The organism is Blautia coccoides (genome assembly GCF_034355335.1).
Lineage (GTDB): Bacteria > Bacillota > Clostridia > Lachnospirales > Lachnospiraceae > Blautia > Blautia producta.
Map to the genome: position 1 here is coordinate 1,505,034 of NZ_CP136422.1, position 26,655 is coordinate 1,531,688.

28 protein-coding genes are annotated in these 26,655 nt (G+C 45.1%); 24 read left to right on the top strand and 4 right to left on the bottom strand.

Annotated elements, in window-relative coordinates; translation table 11 throughout:
- Positions 1-109: 109 nt before the first annotated feature.
- Positions 110-700 carry a LysE family transporter gene (locus BLCOC_RS06470; protein WP_165392433.1) on the bottom strand — a complete coding sequence of 197 codons (591 nt, stop codon included), beginning with the start codon at positions 698-700 and terminating at the stop codon, positions 110-112.
- A 237-nt stretch (positions 701-937) separates the two neighbouring features.
- Here BLCOC_RS06470 and BLCOC_RS06475 point away from each other — a divergent pair, with 237 nt between their 5' ends.
- Together BLCOC_RS06475 and BLCOC_RS06480 are read left to right on the top strand one after the other, a co-directional pair.
- Positions 938-1,624: a polysaccharide deacetylase family protein gene (locus tag BLCOC_RS06475; RefSeq protein WP_029470110.1), complete on the top strand. Its 687-nt coding sequence runs from the start codon at positions 938-940 to the stop codon at positions 1,622-1,624.
- A 10-nt stretch (positions 1,625-1,634) separates the two neighbouring features.
- Positions 1,635-2,954 carry a replication-associated recombination protein A gene (locus tag BLCOC_RS06480; RefSeq protein WP_018594205.1) on the top strand — a complete coding sequence of 440 codons (1,320 nt, stop codon included), beginning with the start codon at positions 1,635-1,637 and terminating at the stop codon, positions 2,952-2,954.
- A 91-nt stretch (positions 2,955-3,045) separates the two neighbouring features.
- Here the strand turns inward: BLCOC_RS06480 and BLCOC_RS06485 are convergent, their stop codons facing one another.
- Together BLCOC_RS06485 and mnmL are read right to left on the bottom strand one after the other, a co-directional pair.
- Entirely contained in the window at positions 3,046-3,558 is a 513-nt protein-coding gene (locus BLCOC_RS06485; protein ID WP_018594204.1) for a DUF4364 family protein, read from the bottom strand.
- A gap of 16 nt (positions 3,559-3,574) precedes the next feature.
- The gene (mnmL, locus tag BLCOC_RS06490; RefSeq protein ID WP_115624764.1) at positions 3,575-4,522 is read right to left on the bottom strand and encodes a tRNA modification radical SAM protein MnmL/YtqA; all 948 of its coding nucleotides are present in this window, start codon (positions 4,520-4,522) and stop codon (positions 3,575-3,577) included.
- A gap of 217 nt (positions 4,523-4,739) precedes the next feature.
- Here mnmL and BLCOC_RS06495 point away from each other — a divergent pair, with 217 nt between their 5' ends.
- The 14 genes from BLCOC_RS06495 to BLCOC_RS06560 all read left to right on the top strand — a co-directional run bounded on the left by BLCOC_RS06495 (position 4,740) and on the right by BLCOC_RS06560 (position 17,742).
- A complete protein-coding gene (locus tag BLCOC_RS06495) occupies positions 4,740-5,312 on the top strand; it encodes a transporter substrate-binding domain-containing protein (protein WP_049924326.1) in 573 nt (190 codons plus the stop codon).
- Positions 5,313-5,541: 229 nt separating this feature from the next.
- Positions 5,542-6,162 carry a DUF4867 family protein gene (locus BLCOC_RS06500; RefSeq protein WP_018594200.1) on the top strand — a complete coding sequence of 207 codons (621 nt, stop codon included), beginning with the start codon at positions 5,542-5,544 and terminating at the stop codon, positions 6,160-6,162.
- A gap of 64 nt (positions 6,163-6,226) precedes the next feature.
- The gene (locus tag BLCOC_RS06505; protein WP_115624765.1) at positions 6,227-7,699 is read left to right on the top strand and encodes an L-fucose/L-arabinose isomerase family protein; all 1,473 of its coding nucleotides are present in this window, start codon (positions 6,227-6,229) and stop codon (positions 7,697-7,699) included.
- Between the two features lie 108 nt (positions 7,700-7,807).
- A complete protein-coding gene (gene xylB, locus BLCOC_RS06510; protein ID WP_115624766.1) occupies positions 7,808-9,277 on the top strand; it encodes a xylulokinase in 1,470 nt (489 codons plus the stop codon).
- A 564-nt stretch (positions 9,278-9,841) separates the two neighbouring features.
- The gene (locus BLCOC_RS06515; protein ID WP_029470105.1) at positions 9,842-10,561 is read left to right on the top strand and encodes a phosphatase; all 720 of its coding nucleotides are present in this window, start codon (positions 9,842-9,844) and stop codon (positions 10,559-10,561) included.
- Positions 10,562-10,696: 135 nt separating this feature from the next.
- Positions 10,697-11,005 (top strand): YerC/YecD family TrpR-related protein, encoded by a 309-nt coding sequence (locus BLCOC_RS06520; protein ID WP_026255353.1) that lies wholly within the window; start codon positions 10,697-10,699, stop codon positions 11,003-11,005.
- 457 nt (positions 11,006-11,462) lie between these two features.
- Positions 11,463-11,975 carry a cupin domain-containing protein gene (locus BLCOC_RS06525; protein WP_130180768.1) on the top strand — a complete coding sequence of 171 codons (513 nt, stop codon included), beginning with the start codon at positions 11,463-11,465 and terminating at the stop codon, positions 11,973-11,975.
- Positions 11,976-11,992: 17 nt separating this feature from the next.
- Entirely contained in the window at positions 11,993-12,676 is a 684-nt protein-coding gene (locus BLCOC_RS06530) for a pyridoxamine 5'-phosphate oxidase family protein (RefSeq protein ID WP_115624767.1), read from the top strand.
- 31 nt (positions 12,677-12,707) lie between these two features.
- Positions 12,708-14,042 carry an APC family permease gene (locus BLCOC_RS06535; protein WP_115624768.1) on the top strand — a complete coding sequence of 445 codons (1,335 nt, stop codon included), beginning with the start codon at positions 12,708-12,710 and terminating at the stop codon, positions 14,040-14,042.
- A gap of 39 nt (positions 14,043-14,081) precedes the next feature.
- Positions 14,082-14,783, top strand: coding sequence for a 4Fe-4S binding protein (locus BLCOC_RS06540; protein WP_029470104.1), 702 nt, complete (start codon positions 14,082-14,084; stop codon positions 14,781-14,783).
- Between the two features lie 230 nt (positions 14,784-15,013).
- On the top strand, positions 15,014-15,685 hold the full coding sequence (locus tag BLCOC_RS06545; RefSeq protein ID WP_018594191.1) for a TetR/AcrR family transcriptional regulator: 672 nt from the start codon (positions 15,014-15,016) through the stop codon (positions 15,683-15,685).
- A 173-nt stretch (positions 15,686-15,858) separates the two neighbouring features.
- Entirely contained in the window at positions 15,859-16,323 is a 465-nt protein-coding gene (locus tag BLCOC_RS06550) for a helix-turn-helix domain-containing protein (protein ID WP_165907164.1), read from the top strand.
- Entirely contained in the window at positions 16,283-17,014 is a 732-nt protein-coding gene (locus BLCOC_RS06555) for an ABC transporter ATP-binding protein (RefSeq protein ID WP_115624770.1), read from the top strand. The genes BLCOC_RS06550 and BLCOC_RS06555 overlap by 41 nt, the downstream gene beginning before the upstream one ends.
- Positions 17,011-17,742 carry an ABC transporter permease gene (locus BLCOC_RS06560; protein ID WP_018594187.1) on the top strand — a complete coding sequence of 244 codons (732 nt, stop codon included), beginning with the start codon at positions 17,011-17,013 and terminating at the stop codon, positions 17,740-17,742. The genes BLCOC_RS06555 and BLCOC_RS06560 overlap by 4 nt, the downstream gene beginning before the upstream one ends.
- 287 nt (positions 17,743-18,029) lie before the next feature.
- Here BLCOC_RS06560 and BLCOC_RS06565 read toward each other — a convergent pair whose 3' ends face one another.
- On the bottom strand, positions 18,030-18,626 hold the full coding sequence (locus BLCOC_RS06565) for a DUF1836 domain-containing protein (protein WP_029470078.1): 597 nt from the start codon (positions 18,624-18,626) through the stop codon (positions 18,030-18,032).
- Positions 18,627-18,915: 289 nt separating this feature from the next.
- On the opposite strand from BLCOC_RS06565, the gene pcrA reads away from it, so the two are divergent.
- The 8 genes from pcrA to BLCOC_RS06605 all read left to right on the top strand — a co-directional run bounded on the left by pcrA (position 18,916) and on the right by BLCOC_RS06605 (position 26,555).
- On the top strand, positions 18,916-21,129 hold the full coding sequence (pcrA, locus tag BLCOC_RS06570) for a DNA helicase PcrA (protein ID WP_029470077.1): 2,214 nt from the start codon (positions 18,916-18,918) through the stop codon (positions 21,127-21,129).
- 724 nt (positions 21,130-21,853) lie between these two features.
- Positions 21,854-22,084: a DUF4366 domain-containing protein gene (locus BLCOC_RS06575; protein ID WP_018594181.1), complete on the top strand. Its 231-nt coding sequence runs from the start codon at positions 21,854-21,856 to the stop codon at positions 22,082-22,084.
- 70 nt (positions 22,085-22,154) lie between these two features.
- Positions 22,155-23,549: a 23S rRNA (uracil(1939)-C(5))-methyltransferase RlmD gene (gene rlmD, locus BLCOC_RS06580; protein ID WP_115624771.1), complete on the top strand. Its 1,395-nt coding sequence runs from the start codon at positions 22,155-22,157 to the stop codon at positions 23,547-23,549.
- Positions 23,550-23,920: 371 nt separating this feature from the next.
- Positions 23,921-24,250: a helix-turn-helix domain-containing protein gene (locus BLCOC_RS06585; protein ID WP_131918289.1), complete on the top strand. Its 330-nt coding sequence runs from the start codon at positions 23,921-23,923 to the stop codon at positions 24,248-24,250.
- A gap of 36 nt (positions 24,251-24,286) precedes the next feature.
- The gene (locus BLCOC_RS06590; RefSeq protein ID WP_115624773.1) at positions 24,287-24,766 is read left to right on the top strand and encodes a GNAT family N-acetyltransferase; all 480 of its coding nucleotides are present in this window, start codon (positions 24,287-24,289) and stop codon (positions 24,764-24,766) included.
- Between the two features lie 67 nt (positions 24,767-24,833).
- On the top strand, positions 24,834-25,274 hold the full coding sequence (locus tag BLCOC_RS06595; RefSeq protein WP_115624774.1) for a DUF1810 domain-containing protein: 441 nt from the start codon (positions 24,834-24,836) through the stop codon (positions 25,272-25,274).
- A 248-nt stretch (positions 25,275-25,522) separates the two neighbouring features.
- Positions 25,523-26,002, top strand: a complete 480-nt coding sequence (locus BLCOC_RS06600) for a flavodoxin (protein ID WP_115624775.1) — start codon at positions 25,523-25,525, stop codon at positions 26,000-26,002.
- Between the two features lie 133 nt (positions 26,003-26,135).
- Complete coding sequence (locus BLCOC_RS06605; RefSeq protein ID WP_115624776.1) at positions 26,136-26,555, top strand: hypothetical protein; 420 nt, start codon at positions 26,136-26,138, stop codon at positions 26,553-26,555.
- The last annotated feature ends 100 nt before the right edge of the window (positions 26,556-26,655 follow it).

The following is a 26,655-nucleotide window of genomic DNA, read 5'->3' on the forward strand; positions in this document are numbered from 1 at the left end:
ATGGAACCGCACCGACGGCAGTTTTTTATGAACATATGTAGAGATACTGTTGAATACAAAATCAATTTGACAGAGACAGCTTTGCAAAAAAAGCTTTGCAGAAACAGCCTTACAGAATCAGTTTTACAGAACAGCGCAGAAGCAGCAGCGCTATTACGATATTGAACACTCTATAATATCTATTGTACCATTTCTGAAATATGCTTCCGATGATAGCCCAGACCAGATTTCCCGTTGCACCGAAAAAGGTCAGGAAAAAGGCAAAGAAGATCAGAGACGGAATACCGCTTTCGTAGGGAAGAACATAGCTGCTCAGAGCGGAGATGCCATACAGGATAACCTTTACGTTGATAAACTGCAGGAGAAATCCTGAGGCGAAGGACGGCGCTTTGCCTGTGCCATCATCGGCCTGGACAGGCTTTCTTTTGAGAACTGTAAATGCCAGATACAGGATATAAGCGGCGCCTATGTATTTCAGATAGGGAACCACTCCGGGCAGAAATCTGCCCAACCCTACACTGAAGCCTGCACACAGAAGCATAATAGTCAAAAAACCGGTCCATATACCGGTGATCAGTTTCATGCTTCGTTTCAGTCCGAACTGCCCTGTGGTGCTCAGAAGCAGTACATTGTTGGGACCGGGCGACCATCCCGTCACCAGGGCATAGATGGCCAGTGAAGATAATACGTCTAATGTCATGTGAAAACTCCCTCCCTCGGCCGGCAGCATCTTAAAGCATTTCCCGTTACGATTCGCAGCCCTGCAAATGCGCAAATCTGCGAACAGTAACTATTTTCGGCCTTTTGTTGTATGGTTTGTTATATATATTGTAAAAACATTATTTTGATATTTTATCATATTGACGTGTGAAGAGAAAGTCTTTTCACGAAAATAAAGACATATAAATAGAAGGAACAGTTTGGCCGGAGTTGCGATATGAGTAAAAATAAAACATGGCTCTGCCTGGCAGTCCTACTGGTACTGACAGCAGTGGGGGCGCTGAAATACGGTACAGAGTCCGTTGGAAAGATGGATATACAGACTGCAGGAGAACTGTCAGATGAGGAACATCCCAAGATTGCCCTGACCTTTGACGACGGCCCTCACGCGGTCTATACGCCAAAACTTCTGGACGGCCTGAAAAAACGCGGTATTCACGCCACCTTTTTTCTGATAGGCAAGAACATAGAGGGAAATGAGGATATTGTAAAGAGAATCCAGGATGAGGGACACCTGATCGGCAGCCACACTTATAATCATGTACAGCTCAACAAATTATCAGAGTCTAAGGCAAGAGACGAAGTGCTGAAAGGGTGCAACAAGATATATGAAACAACAGGAACATATTCTTCTTTTGTGCGTCCCCCATACGGTGCATGGAAAAAGAACCTGGATTTCTGCATCACCATGATCCCCGTGTCCTGGAATGTGGATTCTCTGGACTGGAAAACGCAAAATACAGAAAAAATTGTAAAAAGGGTAGTGAAAGATGTGGAGGAAGGTGATATTATTTTAATGCATGATATTTTTGACACCTCCGTGGAAGCTGCCCTGCAGATCGCAGATACACTTACTGAGGAGGGATACCAATTTGTGACAGTGGATGAACTGTTGCTGGAATAAGGAGAAAATAATGGATCTATTTGATTATATGAAAGAACAGACTCTGGAAAATGAATCTCCCCTGGCTTCCAGGATGCGTCCCACAACGCTGGAAGAGGTGGTGGGGCAGGAGCATATCATCGGTAAAGGAAAGCTGCTTTACCGTGCCATAAAAGCAGACAAGCTGGGCAGTGTACTTTTCTACGGGCCTCCGGGCACGGGAAAGACCACACTGGCAAAGGTCATTGCCAATACCACCAGCGCTCAGTTCCAACAGATGAACGCAACAGTTGCCGGAAAAAAGGATATGGAGGAAGTGGTGAAAAAGGCTCAGGACTATCTGGGCATGTACGGGAAAAAGACGATTCTTTTTATTGATGAGATCCATCGGTTCAATAAGGGGCAGCAGGATTACCTTTTGCCTTTTGTGGAGGACGGAACCCTGATCCTTATAGGAGCCACCACGGAGAATCCTTATTTTGAAGTCAACAGCGCCCTGATCTCCCGTTCCATTGTTTTTGAGCTGAAGCCGCTGGAGCGCCGGGATATCAGCAGACTCCTGATCCGGGCTGCCACTGATGTGGAGAAGGGGATGGGGAGCTATGATGTGGAGCTGGAGGAGGATGCCAGAGAGTTTCTGGCAGATATCGCAGGCGGAGATGCCAGAGCAGCATTAAACGCCCTGGAACTGGCGGTACTGACCACGGAAAAAGGGGCAGACGGAAAGATACATGTGACTCTTGACGTGGCCTCAGAGTGTATTCAGAAGCGGGTAGTGCGTTATGACAAAACCGGGGATAATCATTACGATACGGTATCTGCGTTTATAAAGAGTATGCGGGGTTCTGACCCGGATGCAGCGGTCTATTACCTGGCCAAAATGCTGTATGCAGGGGAAGATATCAAATTCATAGCCAGAAGGATCATGATATGTGCCTCAGAGGATGTGGGTAATGCAGATCCTCAGGCATTAGTTGTGGCAGTGGCGGCAGCGCAGGCAGTGGAGCGACTGGGCATGCCGGAGGCACAGATCACCCTTTCCCAGGCTGTGACCTATGTGGCCAGCGCACCGAAGAGCAATGCCGCCTGCATGGCGGTATTCCAGGCCGCGGATTCCGTAAAAAACGTCCGTACCACAGTGCCGCCCCACCTCCAGGATTCCCATTATAAAGGGGCTGCAAAACTGGGACACGGCGTGGGATATAAATACGCCCATGACTATCCGAATCACTATGTGGAACAGCAGTACCTGCCAACAGAGATACTGGGCAGTAGGTTTTATGAGCCTACAGAAAACGGTTACGAAAAGAACATTAAGGATCATCTGGACAGGATACGGAAGGGCAAATGAAGGTCAATGAAGGGCCAATGAAAGCCTGCCGGATATGACCGGGGCATCCGGTAACTTATGGCACAGCAATATGCCATAAGTTACGGAATACTCACAGGAGCATATCCAGCAGGCTTTCATATACCTGTTTGCTTTTGTTTTTCCACGCCGCGCACAGAGCCTCAGCGGCTTCCTTTGTGGGTACGGTGAGTGTCATATCTATGAGGGGGATATCTCTTTCCTTCGCCTGGCAGCGCACCAGATATCCTTCCTTATCGCTTTTGTAGTAGTCAGCCATAGCGGAGCGTTCTTCCTTCAGTTCCATGGAATTTTCAAGGAAGAATTTTTCGATGTCTTTTTTGATCTCATCGGAGACTTCTTCTCCGAAGTATTCCAATGTCTGATTCCCCGAATCTGTGATCTTCAGATATGAGGCATTGCGCACAGTCTCTGAACGTACAAGACCGGATTCGATCAGTTCAGAGATCGCCTGCTGGAGATGAAAGTAGTTTGTATATCCTTTGTCCAGTATAAATCCTGATATCTGTGCATTGCTCAGTGGAAAATCCACCTTCTGCAGCATGTATAGTATGATCAGTTTGTATAAAGTGAGTGGTTCAGCCATAAAGAATCCTCCTTTTTTATGCCATCTGGTGTACATTGGAATCAGTGTAAAGCCGTCCCTGATAACTCCCCCTGACTTTGCACTCATGGTGCAGTGTGTTGAGGACTGTTTTCTTGGCACTGCTCCAGAGCGGTGCTAAGAGAAGCTCCTTCGGCCCGTCCCCGGTGAGTCTGTGTATCACAATGCGGGGAGAAAGGTGCTCCAGGCAGGCTATGACAAGATCGATATATTCCTCCATTGTATATACAGAGAATCTGCCCTCCTCATATTCCTTTGCAAGGTCTGTGCCTTTCAGGATGTGAAGAAGCTGCAGCTTGATCCCCTGGATATCCTGTGTATTTAAATAGGAGACAGTCTCCAGAATATCTTCCTTTGTTTCACCGGGAAGTCCCAGAATGGTATGCACGATAACCTCAAGATCCAATGCTCTCAGCCTGCGTACCGCGTCCTCAAAAACAGAGAGGGGATATCCCCTTCTGATGTATGCGGCAGTGCTGTCATGCATGGTCTGCAGTCCAAGCTCCACCCATACAGGCTTCTGCTCATTTAATTCGCTCAGAAGTTCCAGAACATCATCTCCCAGACAGTCAGGCCGGGTCCCGATGGACAACGCCACAATATCGGGATTTGAAACAGCCTCCGTAAAAATCTCCCGGAGATATTCCACAGGTGCGTAGGTATTGGTATAGGCCTGAAAGTAAGCGATAAAGTGAGAGGCATTTCGTTTGCTGCGTATTCTGTCAGCCTGCTCATTGATCTGTTGTGTGACAGACAGCCTCCTGTCACCCGCAAAATCTCCGGAACCTCCCGCGCTGCAGAAGATACAGCCGCGGCTGTCAAGGGTGCCGTCCCGGTTGGGGCAGGTCATCCCCCCATTCAATGCCACTTTATAAACTTTTTCCGAAAACCGCTCTTTCAGCATATAGTCAAAAGAGTGATAGGGTTTTCCATTCCATGCATTCATATCCAGAAACCTTTCCGTTGTTTGCTTTCTATTATCATACCAAAAGGAAAAATCTTTTACAAGTAAAAAAACAAATGTTCGTATTTTGTTCCTGTCAAGACGATCCTCTTTCTGTCTTTCTTAATATTTTCACAGCTATTTGACAAAAAGAGCAGAGCATGTTATGTTTTTTCATAGGTATTTGCAAATTGGAAAACAAAGAATGAGGTGGTTACAATTGAAGAAAAATAAAATCCGCCGTATAGTCTGTGCTCTGGCAGCAGCAGTTCTGACAGCCGCAGCATTGGCCGGATGCGGAACCCCGAAAGACTGTGAAGGGGATGGGGAGATCACAACCATAGAAAAAGGTGTCCTGAAAGTGGGCATCAATTTAAAGGATGGCTCCATGGGCTACGTGGATGAAAAAACAGCCAAACCAGCAGGTTTTGCCCCTGATACAGCTACAAAAATAGCGGAAAAATTGGGACTGTCCCTGGAAATCATAGACACAACAGAAGAGAATCTGTTGAATTCCCTGGATGCTGATCTGTATGACTGTGTTATCTCCACGGTAGGCATAACCGATTGGAATCAAAAATATTACTCTGCCACCAAAGCATACGCAGATGTCTCAAAGGTACGGGATAAACTGGGAGAAGAGGTGGAATATACAGAGCTTGCTGTATTTGGCAAAAAGGGAAGCTGTCTGATTCCGGCTATCGAGAACCAGGCTTTGAAGCCTTTGATAAAGGACGGGACGCTGACAGAAATTTCTAAGACGTATTTTGAAAAGGATATCGTATTAAAATAAGTGAAAATAAATTTCCACTCTCTTTGGGAAAGGAAAACAAGACGGAATGCAGGATGCTATGGATTCCGTCTTGTTTTTTTGTTGTTTCTCTCCGGATCTGTTCATCCTGACTCCCTATTTCAAAAAAACTTATTAATTTTTGAAAAAACAACTTGATTTTTCTTCCTGTCAATGGTAGCATGAGTATATAGTTTAATGGATAAACTAATTCCCAAGGAGGTCAATTCCCATGAAAATTTTAAATGTCAGGGATGCCGAATTCAAGGCTTATGGTAAGGTCGTGGAAGGTCTTGATGTGAGCAGTCTTCTGAAAGCGCTGGAGGAAACTCCGAAGCCGGATGATGTCATCTATGTCGCATCGGATGAGAAGCTGGAAGCCTGTGACTGTGCAGAGAAGATCGCTTACAGCCTGTTCGGCGGAATGCCCATCCAGATTGGCTACTGCAACGGAAGCAACTACCTGCTGAATGCTGTGGAATACCACAGAGACAGTGAGGTGAACGTGGCATTGACAGATTTGATCCTGATTCTCGGAAGAGAGCAGGACATCGAAGCAGACAATACATATGACACATCTAAAATGGAAGCATTTTTAGTACCGGCAGGAACCGTGATCGAAGTCTATGCCACTACTCTGCACTATGCTCCATGTAATGTAAACGGAAATAAATTCTGCACAGCAGTTATTCTTCCCAAAGGGACCAACACAGAGGCACCTGCTGTTCAGAACAACACCGGTGAGGACAAACTTCTCTTTGCCAGAAACAAATGGCTGATCGCCCACAAAGACGCCAAGATCGAAGGCGCGTTCGAGGGATTGATCGGTGAGAACCTGTCTGTAAAAGACTGATAACCGGAAACCAGAAAACAAATAAAAAGAAAACAGCAACATAAAATTCAGGAGGATAAGAATTATGAATTTAGCAAACATGCCGGAATTAAAACTGGGTATCGTGGCTGTAAGCCGTGACTGTTTCCCAATGTCACTGTCAGAGAACAGAAGAAAAGCAGTTGTTGCATCCTACAAAGGAGAGATTTACGAATGTCCCACCGTTGTAGAGAGCGAGACTGACATGCAGAAAGTTTTAAAAGAGCTGCGTGAAGCAGGCTGTAACGCACTGGTTGTTTATCTTGGTAACTTTGGACCTGAGACAGAGGAGACCCTTCTGGTAAAATATTTCCACGGACCATCTATGGTAGTAGCTGCCGCAGAGGAAAGAGGAGACAATCTGGTTCAGGGCCGTGGTGACGCATACTGCGGAATGCTGAATGCAAGCTATAACCTGAAACTGCGTAACTTAAAAGCATATATTCCGGAATATCCGGTAGGAACACCGGAAGAAGTGGCAGAAATGATCGCAGACTTTGCACCGATTGCCCGTGCGCTGGTAGCAGTGAAGAACCTGAAGATCATCAGCTTCGGACCGCGTCCTCAGAACTTCCTGGCATGCAACGCACCGATCAAACGTCTCTATGACCTGGGCGTTGAGATCGAGGAAAATTCCGAATTAGACCTGTTTGAGAGCTATAAAAACCATGCTGACGACCCGCGTATCCCGGATGTTGTAAAAGATATGGAGAGCGAACTGGGCGAAGGCAATATGAAACCGGAGATTCTTCCGAAACTGGCTCAGTACGAAATTACACTGCTTGACTGGGTAGAAGCTCACAAGGGATGCAGAAAATATGTGACTCTGACTACAAAATGCTGGCCTGCATTCCAGACGCAGTTCGGATTTGTTCCCTGCTATGTGAACAGCCGTCTGACAGGACGCGGAATCCCTGTATCTTGTGAAGTGGATATCTGGGGAACTCTGAGCGAATATCTGGGAACTGTTATCAGCCAGGATGCCGTTACACTTCTGGATATCAACAACACAGTACCGGCTGACATGTATGAAGGCGAGATCAAAGGCAAATACGACTATACACACAAAGATACCTTCATGGGCTTCCACTGCGGCAATACCGCATCCGGAAAACTGTCCTTCTGCTCCATGAAATATCAGATGATCATGGCAAGAACACTTCCGGAGGAAGTGACACAGGGTACTTTGGAAGGTGATATCGCTCCCGGTGAGATCACATTCTACCGTCTGCAGAGCACAGCAGACTGCAAACTGCGCGCTTACATTGCACAGGGCGAGGTTCTGCCTGTAGCAACACGTTCCTTTGGTGCCATCGGTGTGTTCGCCATTCCGGAGATGGGACGTTTCTACCGTCACGTTCTGGTGGAGAAGAACTATCCGCATCACGGAGCTGTGGCTTTCGGTCACTTTGGAAAAGCATTATATGAAGTATTCAAATATTTAGGCGTGGAAGTGGAAGAAATCAACTACAACCAGCCAAAAGGTGTTCTGTATCCAACAGAGAATCCATTTGCATAAAAATATCTGCTGACAAAATCAGGAGGCTGCCCGCAAGAGCAGCCTCTATCTGAACATGCATTTCAGAAGAATACTGTATTTAGTTTAAGAGATAAAGGAGAATCAATCATGTTATATATTGGCGTGGATTTAGGAACTTCTGCCGTAAAACTGCTTCTCATGAACGGCGAAGGAAAAATAGAGAAGATCGTTTCCAGGGAGTACCCTCTTTCCTTCCCTCATCCCGGCTGGTCTGAGCAGAAGCCGGAAGACTGGTGGAGAGAAAGTCTGGAGGGCATCAGGGAACTGACTGCAGACTGTGATAAGAGCCAGGTGGCAGGTATCAGCTTCGGCGGACAGATGCACGGACTTGTTATTTTAGATGAGCAGGACAACGTGATCCGTCCGGCTATTCTATGGAATGACGGAAGAACAGGCAAGGAGACAGACTATCTGAACCAGGTAATAGGAAAAGACAAGCTGTCCCAGTATACAGCCAACATTGCATTTGCCGGCTTTACCGCACCCAAGATCCTGTGGGTAAAGGAAAACGAACCGGAAAACTTTAAGAAGATCAAAAAAATCATGCTTCCGAAAGATTATCTGGCATACAAACTGTCAGGTACACACTGCTGTGATATGTCAGACGCATCCGGTATGCTGCTTCTTGATGTAAAGAACCGCTGCTGGTCTAAGGAGATGCTGGATATCTGCGGTATCACAGAAGAGCAGATGCCGAAACTCTTTGAAAGCTATGAGACTGTGGGCACGCTGAAACCGGAGCTTGCAGAGGAGCTGGGAATTCCGGCCTCCTGTAAGATCGTGGCAGGTGCAGGTGACAACGCTGCTGCGGCTGTAGGTACGGGAACCGTAGGTGACGGAATGTGTAATATTTCTCTGGGAACCAGCGGAACCATCTTTATCTCCAGTAAAGATTTTGGTGTGGACCCCAACAATGCCCTTCACGCCTTTGCTCATGCTGACGGATGCTATCATCTGATGGGCTGTATGCTCAGTGCTGCGTCCTGCAACAAATGGTGGATGGATGAGATCATCGGAACCAAGGATTACGCAGGAGAACAGGCCAAGATCGAGAAGCTGGGCGAGAACAATGTGTATTTCCTGCCGTATCTGATGGGAGAGCGCTCTCCTCACAACAATCCCAATGCCAGAGGTACCTTTATCGGCCTGACCATGGACAGTACAAGAGCTGATATGACGCAGGCCGTACTGGAAGGTGTTGCCTTTGCTATCCGTGATTCCTTTGAGGTTGCCAAATCTCTGGGCGTCAAGATTGAGCGTACAAAAATCTGCGGCGGCGGAGCAAAGAGTCCTCTGTGGAAAAAAATGATCGCCAATATATTAAATATCAAGGTGGATGTCATTGAATCCGAGGAAGGCCCGGCCCTGGGCGGCGCTATGCTGGCTGCTGTGGCAAATGGGGAATTTGCTTCCGTAGAGGATGCTGCTGCCAAAATCGTGAAGGTGATCGACACAGTGGAGCCGGAACCGGAACTGGCTGCAAAATACGAGGAGAAATACCGCAAGTTCGCAAAGATTTATCCCACAGTTAAAGATCTTTTCAGTGAGATCATCTAGTATATCAGGAATTAAGACTAGTACATCGTTCATTAAATAACTACCCTATTTACTGGCCCGATTTTCCGATAGCACAGGTGCAAAAGCCTCAACGTAGCCCGCTACGCCTACGTTTTTGCGCCTGCACTCTCGAAAAATTATTCTCAGTGATAGTGAAGTCATTTAATTTACGATGTACTAGTAAACAGGGAAGCTGTTTGACTATTTCATAAATGATAAACTGATCAAATAAAGAGCCAGTCGGATAGGGAATACCGGCTTGGTGAAATACAGCGATGACTGCTGTCACAGGGATTCTCATAAGCCCGTGACAGCAGTTTGTTTTTGCTTAAAAACCCTTCCGCATCTTCCAGTCCGTCAAAGAATCCTGTGTGTGGGAAGAACACTGGTGTTGCTTTCCCGCGGCAAAGTGTGATATACTGTCCCAGTACCGCATTATATTAATGCCGGTGCAGTACCGGATTGTGTCCGAAAATTCATTCCCACAATCTGCACGCTCCATTTTGGAGTGTGATGAAAAGACAGGATCTTAAGTTTTCTATTGTCAAATATGAGGTGAAAAAAATGAAATACGTTCTGGATGTGCATACCCATACCCTTGCCAGCGGGCATGCATACAATACGATTCGTGAGATGGCAATGGCTGCTTCTGAAAAGGGATTGGAACTGCTGGGAATTACAGAGCATGGAGTTGCTATGCCGGGTACCTGCAATGGATTTTATTTTGATAATACAAAAATGCTGAACCGCCGGATGTTTGGGGTGGAGATGCTCTTTGGCGTTGAAGCCAATATTATGGATCACAGCGGAACCCTGGATATGGAAGAACGCCTTTTAAAACGGATGGATATCGTCATAGCCAGCATGCATATCCCTACGATAAAGCCTGGATCCAGGGAAGAGAATACCCAGGCATATCTGGGAGCAATGAAAAATTCCTATGTGGATATAATCGGGCACCCGGATGACGGTCGCTACCCGGTAGATTTTCTGGCGCTTGTGCAGGCTGCAAAGGAGCACCATGTACTGTTGGAGCTGAACAACAACTCTCTGGACCCACGCTGCAGCAGGGAGAACGGGGAGGAAAATGTGAAAACAATGCTCCGGTATTGTATGGAATATCAGGTCCCTATAGTCATGAACAGCGATGCGCATGTGGACGAACTGATCGGCTGCCGCTGCTATTCAGAAAAGATAGTAGAGGAAATGCAGTTTCCGGAGGAACTGATCGTGAACCGTTCTGTTGAAGAATTGAAGAAATATGTGCATAAAAACAATAATTAATAAAATTTTAATACTTTAGTATAAAAAAAGTGCACAAGACTGCTTTACTTTAAAATTTTAGTGTGCTACTATATATACGGGTGATGTGTTACTACACTTGGGGTGAAAACTAAACAATAAGGAGAATGTATGTATATGAGCAAGAAAATTCATACGGAGGCAGTAGACTCCCTGTTTGATGCTGTCCTCAGTTTAAAGAACAGAGAAGAGTGTTATCTCTTTTTCGAGGATGTGTGTACAATAAATGAGATTCTTTCCCTTTCACAGCGTTTTGAGGTTGCTAAGATGCTGAAGGATAAGAGAACATATTTGGATATCTCTGAGAAGACAGGGGCTTCCACAGCCACGATTAGCCGTGTAAACAGAAGTCTGAACTACGGCAATGACGGATATGAGATGGTCTTTGAAAGAATAGCAGACAAAAAAGAAGAAACAGAAGTGTAAAAAAGCAGAAATATAAAAAAGAAACAGAAGTGTAAAAAACAGAAATATAAAAAAGAAACAGAAGCGTAAAAAACAGAAATATAAAAAAGAAACAGAAGTGTAAAAAACAGAAATATAAAAAAGGAACAGAAGCGTAAAAAAGCTGAAGTGTAAAAAAGAAACGTAAGTATCAAAAGAAATAAAAGTATAAGAAGATGCAGTCGGAACTTTTAAAAGTTCCGGCTTTTCTTTTTTCATATCATTACAATACCGGGAAATCTGTTACTTTTTACAGTCAGACAGTAACGGACGGCACTTTAACGAGATAAAAAGACAGTGTTTTACTTGACACAACTGAACATGTTCAGTATAATAGAGGCAAGAACAAACTGAACGCGTTCAGTTGGAAAAGGCATTTGAAATTCAGCTCTTTTTGGAAGTGCACACCAAACAGGGGCTGCTTATGGGAGGTAAGAAAATGGGTAATAGAAAATGGGAACATCTTATTATTTCTCCGGATTATGTACCGCCGGTAATGGACGATGAAAGGGACGACAAAGGAGATATCAAGACAGGAAGAACATTGGGGCAGACATACAGCTCCTCAGATCTGTTTCCTGACTGCAAGGTGAATATGAGCCTGTCCTGGTTCTATGAGATTCCTAATAAGAATCCTTATGTGGATGAACATGTACATGACGTGGATGAGCTGGTATTTTTCATGCCCAATTACAACGGGGTGGGAGATGACATTAATGCTGTGTGGGGGGAAGCGGATTTCTATATTGACGGAGAGCCTTACACCATCACAAAAAATACATGTATCTACTGTCCCGCAGGAGTAAAACACTGTCCGATCGTTTACAAAAAAATCATTCGTCCCCACTGCTTTATGACGATTCTGCTCACCAGTGAATATGTGAGAGAACAGGCCGGCAAGATTGTAAAGAATATCGGCGGAAAGTTCATTGAGGTAGGAGAGAGCAAGTAGATAAAGGGGTTACGCGTATGGAAGAAAAAGATATTTTATGGGGTCTTACAGATGTCAATACCATGGAGGAAATCCGGGAGAAGGCATTTGCACTGATTGGTAAGATACGTTTTATGCCGGCGGCAACTGTGAACGACGGCCAGCCGGAGAACAGGATACTGGATTTTAACCGCCTGAGTGACGGGAATCTGTATTTCATGACATCCAAGGGGAAACCCACATATGAACAACTCTGCAAACGTCCTCAGTTAGTGCTGAATACGCTGATAGATGAGAGATATTCTCTGCGTTTGAGTGCATGGGTCAGCGAGACAGAAGACCAGGCAGTTTGGGATGAGTTTTTCAAACTGAATCCCGGTACAAAAGAGATGTACCGGAAGAATTTTGACATAGTGGCTCTTTACAAGCTTGACAGAGGGGAAGGAGAGATTTTCCATCTGTACGCCAATGAGAGAATACGGCGTCTGCGTTTTGCATTCGGCGGAGATGAGATAAGACCCATGACTTATAGGATCACCGAGGAGTGTGTGGGCTGCGGTGTCTGTCAGGAAAATTGTGTGGAACGCGCGATCCATCAGAAGGAAGACGGGAAATATTACATAAAAGAAATGGATTGCGACGACTGCGGCATCTGTTATACAAAATGTCCGCAGGCGGATACGGCATTGATCTGCCGTTTGAAGGAAAAAGGGGAAACTTGAGGTTTGGGCTGAGTGTGAGAGGTGAATATTTATGGCTAAAACAAATGCTGATGGTTCAAAAAGTTTAGGTCGCGGCGATTTGCTGGCGATTGCAATCGGTAACGTAATTGGCGGCGGTGTTATGACAATGACCGGTCTTGCCATTGGGATCACAGGGCGTTCTATTTTACTGTCCTATATTATCTGTGCGGTTATGGTAACTATTGTGGCACTGCCGCAGTTCTTTTTATCAGGTACGATCCGTATGAACGGCGGATTCTATACGCAGGCAGCCATGTTCGGCGGCAAGTGGTTCGCCGGACTGTATTCTGTAGTGTTTGTCAGTTACTTTTTTGGCGCGACCATGTATTCTGCATCCTTTGCGGACTACGTGCTCTCCGCGTTTCCGGAGATCAACGGCAAGATCGTGGCCTTCGCTATCCTGACCATATTCGTGGTCTTAAATCTCTGCGGAATCCAGGTGGCTGCGAAAGTACAATATCTGCTGGTAATTGTTCTGGTAATTGCGCTGCTTCTCTTTACAGGTTTCGGAATCATCCATCTGGAACCGGGATATTTTAATGAGAATCAATTTTTCACGAACGGATTCACGGGAGTTATGTCTGCAGCAGCATTGTTGTCCATGGCTACCAGCGGCGCTACCTTTATAATCAATATGAGCCGTGAGGCCAAGAACCCCAAGAAGGATATTCCGTTTTGTATCGTTGTCGGAACTGTGATCGTTACGATCCTTTACATCGGTGTAGGTGTGGTTGCAGCAGGTGTGTTCCCGGTGGAACATGTTGCAGGCCAGAACCTGTCCAAGGTGGCAAGAGAAATCCTGCCCACTCCGCTGTATATTTTCTTTATCGTGGGCGGCGCAATGGTAGCTTTGGTGACATCTCTGAACGCAAACCTGGGATGGCTGCAGGCCCCCATCGCACAGGCCGCGGAAGATGGATGGTGGCCGAAGTTTTTTGCAAAACGTAATGACAAGTTCGGTACACCCCATTATATCATCCTGACAATTTATGTACTCTGTTCAGTTATTATTTTAAGCGGCATGAATGTGGGAGATATTGCAAATATCGGAAACACCCTGGCTAACTGTGTACAGGTCATTCTGTGCCTGGCTATTATCACCATGCCTAAGAAAATACCGGAAATCTGGAAACGCTCCCAGTTCCATATCAATGATAAACTGTATACATTTTTATGTGTCATGGGTGCCCTTGTCAGTGCGGCATTTGTTTACTATGAGTGTCTGGAGATCCATATGAATTATGTTATCGGAATTTTGACTTATCTGGCTGTGGCATGTATTTATCCGCTGATCCGTCAGAAGTTCCACAAGGTGGAGATAGAAGTCAGCTACGAGGAAGCATAGGGGATACCAGAGATAAAATTCAGATTGGGAGGTATTGTAATGTCAGATTTTAATCCGGCTCCGGCTCTGGGGCTGACGGAGGAAAGCTCCAATGAAGAAATAAAAAAAGCAGCATTTCAGTTTGTCCATGAAGTGGGATATATGGTGTTCGGCACAACCGCGATTGACGGGAAGATGCCCACAGCCAGAGGACTGGAAGTGCACTATCTGGACGATGAAGGAAACTTTTATATAGGAATTGCAAAGGGAAAGCCCGTATATTATGAGCTTCAGAAAAATCCATATCTGGTGGGAACCATTATCCGAGATACCGTGAAACGTCTGTCTGCAAGTGTTAGACTGAATGCCCATGTGACAGAGATAGACCCGGAAGAACACCCTGAGATCTATGCGAAATACTGGGAATTGAATCCGGGAACCAAGGCACTTTACAGGAAAGATCTGGATATGTTCCGTATCTTTATCCTGGACAGCGGGGAGGGTGAGATTTTTCATCTTCCCGAGGACGACATTGTCTGCCGTCTGCGTTTCTGCTTCGGCGGTGCCAAAGTCCGTCCCTGGGCCTATGTGATCGATCAGGAGCGCTGTGTGGGATGCGGCACCTGTGAGGAGGTCTGTATGGAGGATGTGATCCATCCAACGGCTGACGGGAAATATGAGATCAAACATTTCGGATGTTTGGAGTGCGGCCGATGTGCCATGAACTGTCCGAATGATGCCATTGACTGCAGCTGCAGATAGGAAAAATAAGGTTTTGATTTTTATATACGATCAAGGGGGAATCTCTCTGTTTCAGCAGAGAGATTTTCCTGTTTCTGTGAAAAACAGAATGAACGTCAGCTTCGCCGTGCGAAGTAAAATCCCGGGTCAGCCCGGCCACAGCAGAAAGTGGACAATTATTGTTGACTTCTAAAAATAAGACTGATATTATGGGAGTGCCGGAATATTAAAGAAAAGTTGAGGAAGTATTTATGGGAACATCTGCTGGAGAAGGGAAAAAACAGGAAAATAAAAAGGAAGAGATTCTGAAAGTATCGCGAGGATTTTTTATAGAACAAGGGTATGAGAAGACAAGTATGCGGCAGATTGCGGCTGCCGCTGATGTGAGCCTGGGGCTGGTAGCTTATCATTTTAAGACAAAACGTGATATTGCGCTGGAGATCGTACAGCGGATGTATCACAGATTTGCCGCTTTTGCGAAGATGTATGTGAACCGGCACAGGAATCCGATCCTGTATTCCGGGCTTCTTGTCAATCTGAATTACATGGTGTTTTCCTCAGAAAAATATGAGGCCTTTTACCGGGATATACTGCGCAATGATATACTGCTCGATGTGATCGCACAGTCCGGGGTGGAGACTTATATGAGTATCCGCGACAACTACAGGCCGGATCTGTCGGATGAGGAAGCCGAAAAAATGGGATGGTATGGCAACTTTATTTCTGTCAGTATGGAACGCACCCTCGTGCTCTATGATGAAAGCCTGGAGATGATGGAGGGAAGCATACCGGATGTGATCTTTAAGTCCTATATGGGGTTGTGGAGATTTCCGGATGTGGATAGGATCATGGAAGAGGTTTGTACTGAGAGCAGAGAGCTGGCAGAAAGGATTCTGGGAGAGCATCCGGAGATATATAGATAGATATGGAAAATACGGGAAAGGCATGGAGAGACTGCAGAGGATCAGGCAGATTACTCTATACCTTTCCTTTTTATTATAAAGAAAGCAACTGAAAATAACAGATCCTGTTAACACAGATTGGTAGAAGTATCCGTATTCAAGCGTTATACTTAATGGAAAGGAGTGTGAAAAATATGATTTCTGTGAATTTGAATACACTGCGTAAGCAGAGGGGCTACTCCCAGGAGGAGGTAGCTGAGAAGATCGGTGTCTCCCGTCAGGCAGTGGCAAAATGGGAGAGCGGTGAGACTGTGCCAGATCTTGAAAATACCATGGCGCTTGCCGGATTGTATGGGGTAAGCATAGATAATCTGGTAAATTACCAGGCAAAAAAAGAGGGGCTGCAGATTCCGCCAAAAGGAAAACATGTATTTGGTTCCGTGACGGTGGGAGAGAGGGGACAGATCGTTATCCCTAAAAAAGCAAGAGATATTTTCGGGATCAAACCGGGTGACAGCCTTTTGATGCTTGGAGATGAGGATCAGGGGCTGGCTATGGTAAAGACGGAAATCTTTATGGAGCTTGCCAAAGAAATTCTGGAGAAAGGGGGCAGATTTGATGAAGGCGATCGAGACAAACAATCTGACAAAGAAATATAAGGATGTGACTGCTGTGGATGAGCTGTGCCTTTCTGTGGAACAGGGAGAACTGTTTGCGCTGCTTGGCGTAAACGGAGCAGGAAAAACCACGACCATAAAAATGCTGTCCTGCCTGACTACTCCCACAGCCGGAGACGCAAAGCTTCTGGGTGACAGCGTGGTGACAGCCCCCATGAAGGTGAAAGAAAAAATCAATCTTTCGCCTCAGGAAACAGCAGTCGCGCCAAATCTGACGGTATCAGAAAATCTGGAGTTTATCTGTGGTATTTATGGGATCAAAAAAGAGGAAGCTGCCCGGAAGGCAAAGGACATGATCGCAAGATGCAGTCTTGGTGAAATTGCAGGAAAAAAGGCCAGGACGCTTTCCGGAGGATGGCAGAGGCGGCTGTCCATTGCCATGGCACTTATCTCAGAACCTGAGATCCTTTTTCTGGATGAGCCTACACTGGGACTGGACGTATTGGCGAGAAGGGAGCTGTGGGATATGATCCGGGAATTGAAGGGCAAAGTGACCGTGGTGCTAACTACACATTATCTGGAGGAGGCGGAGAGCCTTTCCGACAGGATCGGAATTATGTCCGGGGGGAGACTTTTTGCAGTGGGAACGGCAGAGGAACTGACCAGGAAGGCCGGCAGAGAAAAATTTGAGGAGGCATTTGTTGTGCTTTGCAGGGGAGGGAGTTTATCATGAAAACAATGGCATTTGCATCACGGAACGCCAAGGAAATTTTGAGAGATAAGACAACTCTGGGATTTGGTATTGGATTTCCTGTTATTTTGTTACTTCTTTTATCCCTAATCGGGGCAAATGCACCCGTGGATTTATTTGATGTGGATAAATTAACCCCTGGTATCGCTGTATTCGGAATGTCGTTTATATCGCTGTTTTCCGGCATGATCATTGCAAAAGACAGATCAAGCTCCTTTATGATGCGGCTTTTTGCCTCACCTATGGATGCTGGAGATTTTATTGCGGGATATACGCTGCCGCTGATCCCCATGGCAGTGGTGCAGATACTGATCTGTTTTGTGACGGCACTGTTCCTGGGACTTTCTGCCAGCTTGAATATACTGCTGACAGTGGTGGTTTCCATACCAGCAGCGCTGTTGTTTATCGGTATTGGCCTGCTCTGCGGCAGCGTGTTCAATGACAAACAGGTGGGAGGTGCCTGCGGTGCGCTGCTCACCAACTTAAGCGCATGGCTTTCCGGTACATGGTTCGATCCGGCTATGGTCGGAGGTGCATTTGGAAAATTGGCAAAGAGTCTGCCATTTCTGCATGCAGTAGATGCGGGCAGGTATGCGCTTTCGGGGGAATACGGAAAGATCATGCCGGAACTGTTGTGGGTCCTGGCATATGCGGTGGTGGTGGATGCGGCTGCTGTGCTGGTGTTCAGACATAAAATGAAAAGAGAATAGGAAGTACCTCTGGCTTAGGCGCCGTAGAAATCCAGAAACTGTCTGGTTTCCGGGCGTGCAGGTGCAGATAGGATGTTGTCCTTGGGGCCGGATTCCCAGAGGGTTCCGTTGTGAAAGAAATAGACTTCATCCGCGATCCTTTTGGCCTGATTTGCTTTTTTGAATTCAGCCGGGTTTGATAAGAAAAACAGTAGAGCCAGTATCCAAATACTGGATAAAATGAATATAAAATGCTGTCCGGGGGAGTATTGCCCTGGACAGCATTTTGAATTGCTGAGATTGAAGTATTATTTATGGGAATCCGCCATATCGTCAATCAATTTTTCAATCACTTGCTTTTTAACATATACGTCAAAGCTGAGCATGCAGATAAATGCGAATTTCTTCAGGAAATCCTGGTTTTCTTCTTCTGCATTTTCATAGGAATCACAGGCCATTTTGTATTTGCGGACAATATCTTTTGTCAGCGGATCGATCTGCTTTAACTCCAGGCGCATGATTTCCTCATAAATTTCTGTCAGGTTCATCTCCCCGTCCTTATTGAAATACTTTTCCGTGAGCGGGCCGAGAAGTACCTGGATATCGCTGATGGACAGAATGTTTTTAAAATAGTAAATAAAGGTCAACATCAGTAAGTGTTCTTTTGTATATTTCTTCTTCACCGGCGGCGGGAGAAGATCGTTTTTGGCATAGTTGTTTATCATGGTCTTGGTCAGGATCTTGTCATCCGCGTGGCGCTTGGATGCGGACAGGTGGCTCTCCATAAAAGTAGTTACCTGATCCATATATAAATCAATGCCCGGAATCTCCTCGGGTTTAATATAATCAATGCGGGAAATGCTGGCTAAAATACTATTCAGCATATCTTTAGTATCAATTGTCATCTCATCACCTCTACGCCCTATTATATAGTTTTTAATACTATTTTTAAATGGATTTTTCTGAAAACCACAGAAATCCCGGGCAAATGCTTGCCTGCCCAGGGGAGCTGTGTTATATTGTAGGAACAGGTGTTTTGATACCTGGAGACAGAAAGTACAGAGTATGCTGCTGCTGTTCACAGCCCTGCCGAAAGTGCAGGTCTGTGAACTGTGACAGTGTGCTTTTTATTCGTAACCATAGAAAGTCCGCAAAGTGTGCTTTTTATGGCTTTAATTATGGAGGGACATTTTTATGAGTATATATGACACATTGAATCCCCAGCAGAAGGAAGCTGTCCTTCATACAGAGGGGCCGGTGCTTATCCTGGCAGGAGCAGGATCAGGAAAAACAAGGGTGCTGACTCACAGGATCGCCTATCTGATCGAGGAAAAGGGAGTGAATCCGTGGAATATCATGGCAATCACCTTTACCAACAAGGCAGCAGGCGAGATGCGTGAACGTGTGGATAAAATTGTTGGATTCGGCGCAGAGAGTATATGGGTTTCTACATTTCATTCAAGCTGTGTGCGTATTCTGAGAAGATACATTGACAGGCTGGGCTTTGACCATAATTTTACAATTTATGATACAGATGACCAGAAAAGTCTGATGAAAGACATCTGTAAACGTCTGCAGATTGACACGAAGGTACATAAGGAGAGGGCAATCCTCTCTGCCATTTCCTCTGCAAAAGATGAGTTGGTGACTCCTGAGGAATATGAGCTGAATAATATGTCAGACTTCAGCAAGAAAAAAATAGCCCAGGCTTATAAAGAATACCAGAAGGAGCTGAGAAAAAATAACGCCCTTGATTTTGATGATCTGATCGTTAAGACAGTGGAGCTGTTCCAGGCCTGCCCGGATGTGCTGGATTATTACCAGGAACGTTTCCGCTATATTATGGTAGATGAGTATCAGGATACCAATACGGCGCAGTTTAAATTTGTAAGTCTTCTGGCGAGCAAATATAAGAATCTATGTGTAGTGGGTGATGATGACCAGTCCATCTATAAATTCAGAGGTGCAAATATCGGAAATATCCTTGGGTTTGAGAAGGTATTTTCTGATGCCAAGGTGATCAAGTTGGAGCAGAATTACCGTTCCACCCAGAATATTCTTAATTCCGCCAATGAGGTGATACATAATAATATAGGAAGAAAAGAGAAATCTCTATGGACAGACAATGAGGAAGGGTCCCTTGTGCATTACAGGCAGTTCATGAATGCATATGAGGAAGCGGAATTCATTGCGGGAGATATCAGCAGGAAAGTACGGGAAGCGGACTGCCAGTATAAGGACTGTGCGATCCTGTACAGAACCAATGCCCAGTCACGTCTGTTTGAGGAGAAATTCCTGATGGCTAATATTCCTTATAAGCTGGTGGGAGGTGTTAACTTCTATGCCAGAAAGGAGATCAAGGATTTGCTGGCTTACCTGAAGACTGTGGACAATGCCAGAGATGACCTGGCTGTACGCCGTATCATCAATGTGCCGAAGCGCGGGATCGGAGCGACTACCCTGACAAAGGTGCAGGATTATGCGACTGAGCATGACATGAGCTTTTATAATGCACTGAAAGAGGCGGAGAATATTTCCACACTTGGCAGGGCAGCGGCAAAAATTGAGCCTTTTGTCACATTTATCCAGAGCCTCAGAAGCAAGACAGAGTATTATTCTCCCTCTGAACTGCTCAATGATATCATTGAAGAGACCGGATATGTGATGGAATTAAAGGCAGAGGGCACAGAGGAAGCGGACGCAAGGATTGAAAATATTGACGAGTTGATCACCAAGATCGTTTCCTATGAAGAGGAGAATGAGGATCCTACACTCAGTGGATTTCTGGAAGAGGTTGCATTGATCGCGGATATTGATACTGTGGACGGAGATGGCAACCAGGTACTTTTGATGACTCTTCACAGCGCTAAGGGGCTGGAATTTCCTTATGTATATCTGGCAGGCATGGAGGACGGAATCTTCCCAAGTTATATGACCATCACTGCGGATGATCCGGCAGAGCTGGAAGAGGAACGCAGGCTTTGTTATGTGGGAATCACAAGGGCCATGAAGGATTTGACGCTGACCTGTGCGCAGCAGAGAATGATCCGCGGGGAGACACAGTACAACAAGCCGTCCCGTTTTATCAGGGAGATCCCAAGAGAACTGGTAGACCTGGGCAGAGACTTTAAGGAGCAGAAGATCAAAGAGATTCCACTTCCGAATACTATGAAGCAGATGAAGCAGGCATTCAAGCAGCCAGCATTCATACCAAAACAGTTTGAGGTGAAGAAGTCTGCGGGGCTGTCCTATGATGTGGGCGATACGGTGAAGCATATCAAATTTGGTGTGGGTGTTGTGAAAGGTATTGTAGAAGGCGGCCGTGACTATGAGGTCACGGTGGATTTTGACAAGTCGGGAACTAAGAAAATGTTCGCCTCCTTTGCAAAACTGAAAAAAGTGGAATAGGATTTGAGAAATCTGCAGAAGCTGATAAGAAATAGAGCTGAGAATAGAGTTGAGATTGGCTCTATGACGAATTCCGTGGCCGGTCAGTTCACAGGTACGGAATGGAAATATATGAAGGAAGTAAATCATAACTGTTCAGCAGCTTTATGGATAGGTATAAAGATCCATGTGAATTCGTTTTTGGCGATGGGTTTTTGTTGGGGTTTGAAGGATTTCCTGCGGACAGTGTAGTAAAGGAGCAGAATGACGGAACAGCTAAGTTACTTTTTGTGTTGTGAATAGTGATGCGTTTTGTGAAGTACAGTTCTGCCTATTAGGTAGATTCGTCCTTTAAGATAGATTCGCCTTTTAAGGAAAATCAGACCTTTAAGGATGCAAAATGCAGAAAATTGCATTTGGGCGTGGGTGAACTCAGAATTTTTCTGCGCTTCGAGCGGTACTCCTTTGGGGAATATTTTGGAAACCGTCTATTAGAATGGTAGTATGTGAACAGTGATCCGTGATCAGTTACTGCAAATCAATATGAAAATATTGAATAAAGGATAGTAAAATTTTGCCTATCGTGATATAATATTAAAAACAAGCCGAATGAAAGTTTTTTTACAGGATACTATAATAAAGAAATTTGAAACATATTCGGCCAAGATTGACAGACAGCCGGCAGCAACTCCGGATAACGGGGCAGAAGTGCAGGATGTCATAGTAAGAGAGGATGGTGCAGGCTATGAATCGTATTGAGGATTTAATCACAGCATTACAGAAAAAAGAAGAAGAAAAAAATAAGAATACCGTCTTATGGATTCTGGCTATCATCGGAGCAGTAGCTGCTGTTGCCGGAATAGCATATGCAGTATACCGTTTCTTCACTCCGGATTATCTGGAAGATTTTGAAGAGGACTTCGACGATGACTTCGATGATTATTTTGAAGACGATGACGAGGATGAAGACAAATAAAAAAGAGTAATAGGGAGCTTCGGGAAACCGGAGCTTCTTTTTCTGTTAAATATTATCGGGAGGAATAGTTTTGAAAAAAGGAGAAATTTACGAAGGAATTATTGAAAAAGTAGACTTCCCCAATAAGGGGCGTGTTGTAGCAGAGGGAAAGACTGTGACTGTAAAAAATGGTATTCCGGGGCAGAAGGTGAGGTTTTTGATCAACAAAAAGAGAGGAGACCGCCTGGAGGGAAGGCTCCTGGAGGTGCTGGAAAAATCTCCTCTGGAAAAGCGGAAACCAGTGTGCAGTATTTTTCCGGACTGCGGAGGCTGTATGTATCAGACAATGGAGTATGAAGATCAGCTGAAAATGAAAGCAGAGCAGATAAAAAATCTGCTGGACAAGGCCATTGCAGATGCCGGGCAGGTGGACGCAGACGGGAATCCTGATTATGTGTTTGAGGGCATCAAGGGAAGTCCTATGGAGTTTGCCTACAGGAATAAGATGGAGTTTTCCTTTGGCGATGAATATAAAGATGGACCGCTGGCACTGGGACTGCATAAGAAGGGGAGCACTTACGATGTGCTGAATGCATGTGACTGTAAACTGGTGCATGAGGATATGACGAAAATCCTGCGGTGTGTGGGGGAGTATTTCAGGAGCAGGGGTGTGAGCTTTTATAAGAAGATGCAGCATGTGGGATATCTGAGACATTTACTTTTGAGAAGGGCCAATACAACCGGGGAGATTTTGGTGAATCTGGTTACTACAAGCCAGGAGGATTATGATCTGGAACCGCTGAAGGAAGAACTGTTGGCGCTGCCTTTGGAAGGGGAGATTGTGGGATTCCTTCATATTATAAATGATGCACTTTCAGACATGGTGCAGAGTGATGAGACACGGATCTTGTACGGGAAGGATTATTTCTATGAGGAGATTCTTGGGCTGAAGTTTAAAGTGACTCCCTTTTCATTTTTTCAGCCGAATTCTTATGGGACAGAGGTGCTTTATAATACGGCCAGGGAGTATATTGGAGATACAAAGGACATGACTGTATTTGATCTGTACAGCGGAACCGGGACAATCTCACAGATTCTTTCGCCGGTGGCGAAAGAGGTGATCGGGGTTGAAATCGTGGAGGAGGCTGTGCAGGCCGCGAAAGAGAATGCAAAGCTGAATGGGATCACAAACTGCAGGTTTATTGCAGGAGATGTTCTGAAGGTGATTGACGAAATTGAGAAAAGGCCGGATTTCATTGTGCTGGATCCGCCAAGGGATGGAATCCATCCGAAGGCGCTGCCGAAGATTGTGGGGTATGGGGTGGATAAGATGGTGTATATCTCTTGTAAGCCTACCAGCTTGGCCAGGGATTTGGAGACGTTTTTGAGGGAGGGGTATCGGGTGGAGAGGGTTTGTTGTGTGGATCAGTTTAGTCAGACTGTTCATGTTGAAACAGTCTGTCTGCTGACGAAAAAAGCCCAGTAAATCAAAGGGTTCTGCCGCATAGAAGAAAAAACGGTGCTGTATTTCTTGTGAAATATGTTTGGTAAGACGGCTTGTTTTCCGGGGTGGGGTTCAAAAATAATTTGCTGAAATGGAGTTTCGCTAAATTGTATGGGTTTCGCTAAAATGTTTGAGTTTCGCTAAAATGTTTAGTGTTTTGCTAAAGCATACGGATAAAAAATGTACAGTCAGGGTATCAGTAGGAGCGTCTGTTATCCTGGCTGTTTTGGTTTGACATCATCACTGCTAATGGAGATTTAAAAATCCACGTTTGACGTGGAAAATGATTTGACATTCCACATTGAACGTGGTAATTTGTAAGTGCAGGCGGAAGAGTTTGCAAAGGAGGTTGGATGATGAAATTTGGGCTGTTTTCTGAATTGTATGATGAGGCAAAAAGTTGTGAGAACGTGGATGTATTCATAGAACGCCGTGAGGATGATGTGGAACTGAAGAAAACACCAGATGATAACATTGTGCTGTTGCTGCGGTTTATATATGATGCCGCTCATATGGGCATTAGGGATATTCGAGAATATTTGGGAATGCTGCGTCCGCAGTTCTGCGAGCAGTATGAGATAAAAATGAGAACACTGGAAGATTGGGAGTACGGGAAAAATCCGGTACCGCAGCGTTTGCTTAAGCTGTTGTCATATACTCTTGTAGAGGATTTCCTGAGCTAATGCAAAATTTTAAGGTCGGTGTGAGGTGCTTCAATAATGAGTGAAAAACTTAACTTTAGATATGCAGAAAGAAAAGATACTTCATTAATCCTAAGTTTTATTAAAGAGCTGGCAGCTTATGAAAAAATGCTGGATGAGGTTGTTGCTGATGAGAAAACACTGGAAGAGTGGATTTTTGACAGAGAAAAAGCGGAGGTTATTTTTGCGGTTGCAGATGGCAAAGAAATCGGGTTTGCTCTTTTCTTCCATAACTTTTCCACATTTCTTGGCAGAGCCGGGATCTATTTAGAAGACTTATTTGTACGGACAGAGTATAGGGGAAAAGGATATGGTAAAGCCATATTAAAGAAGCTGGCAGCAATTGCAGTTGAGCGCGACTGCGGACGATTGGAATGGTGGTGCCTGGATTGGAATAAGCCGAGTATTGACTTTTATTTGTCCCTTGGCGCAGAACCAATGTCTGATTGGACCGTGTACCGTATTACTGGTGCCACGCTTTCAGAACTTGCTAAGTGATACAGCCTCTTTTTGAATACAGAGTTGTATGGAGTTTTAGATAACAGACCGGGAGGTGGAATAGAGAATGAACAACGATTTAGAGCGGTTTCTGATCGCACAGCAGACTTATTACCGGATTGCCCTGCAGGAGATAAAGTCCGGGCGGAAGAGGAGCCATTGGATGTGGTTTATCTTTCCACAGATTGCGGGACTTGGTTACAGTGAAACTGCCCGATATTATGCAATCAAGGATATGGCTGAAGCGAAAGCATATATGGAAGATTACACACTTAGTAGTAATCTCATTGAAATCTCGCAGGCATTACTGGATGTGGATTCCGATGACGCGACCGCTGTGATGGGATGGCCAGATGATCTGAAATTGAAATCTTCCATGACCTTATTTGCTTTGGTGAAACCGGAGTGTGAAGTATTTCAGAAGGTGCTGGAAAAGTTTTTTCATGGGGAAAAGGACCAGAAAACAATAGAAATTTTACAGGACAAAAAGCTTGGAGCTATGTGGTAAATTGAAAACCGCATGGTTCCAGGCTTTTTTAGTAAATAAACCTATTATGTATTGATGATTATTGGCATACCGTCTCACTGGCTTGCGTACCATAAATTGATACAATGCACCCTTTGAGCGTTGAGGGTGCATTTTTAACGATTACCCATACTCAAAAAACGATAGGGTGCATTTGTTTCGGATTTATGATATTCTATGGTAAAACACAGCGATAAAATATGATTTTCAGGAAAGGTGAGGTATTGATTATGAGTAAGGTATTAGTAGCGTATTTCAGTGCCAGCGGCGTAACAGCGAAACTGGCGAAGCGGCTTGCAGAGGCTATCGGAGCAGATTTACATGAGATTCAGCCGGAGGTTCCATATACGGATGCTGATCTGGACTGGATGAATAAAAAGAGCCGCAGCAGTGTGGAGATGAATGATAAGTCATTCCGGCCTGCTGTTGCAAATAAAGTGGAGAATATGGAGCAGTATTCCGTGATTTTCACAGCCTTCCCTATCTGGTGGTACGTTGCCCCGACCATTGTGAACACGTTTTTGGAGCAATACGATCTGACTGGTAAGACGATTATCCCGCTGGCAACTTCGGGCAGCAGCGGTATGGGGAACACAAACAAGGAGCTGGCGGTTTCCTGTCCGGGAGCAGAATTAAAGGAAGGAAAGAGATTCTCTGCGGATGCAAGTGCGGAAGAACTGAAAGTATGGGCAGAAGGATTCGGGATTTAAGATACATAGGTAAGACAAACAAAGTTATCAATATAGTCCTATAAAGTTATCTTTCATGACAACGAATAATAAGAAATCTATGGTAACATCCTACCCGTAGTGGTAAATTGTTCTACAGGAAAGGGTGCGAAACATGGAAAATGAAGTATACGAAAAGGACTATGGAGAGGAATTCCGGGAGAGAAGCGATAAGGCAAAGGGAAAGGATTTTCTGGACACCTTGATGGATGTTGGATTCTTTCAGGTGTATAAAGAAGAAATGGACAAAATCCCAAAGCGTGTGGTTCCCAAAGAAAAAGAAGATTATGAATACCTGCTTGGGGAGTGTGACGCTTATGTCAGGCAATTTGGCGGGAAAATCCGGGGCGAGGTGGATTACCAGAAATGGCAGGCGACCATTGATTTGTATCAGTCACATTTTGAGTTCTGTGACAGGGAGGCACTGACGCTGCTAAAAGAAATCGCAGAACGGGCGGAGAATGTAACGTTTTCAATTAAGGACGGGCTGTTGCGGATGACCATATTCATTGGATATTTTGATGAGGTGTATTAAGGATGAGGGCATCTGTCAGTATTGATAATGACTGGCGGGTGCTTTTTTTTCATGAAGATATGGTATGCTGTAAGAAATCAATTAGCCGGAGGTACGGAGC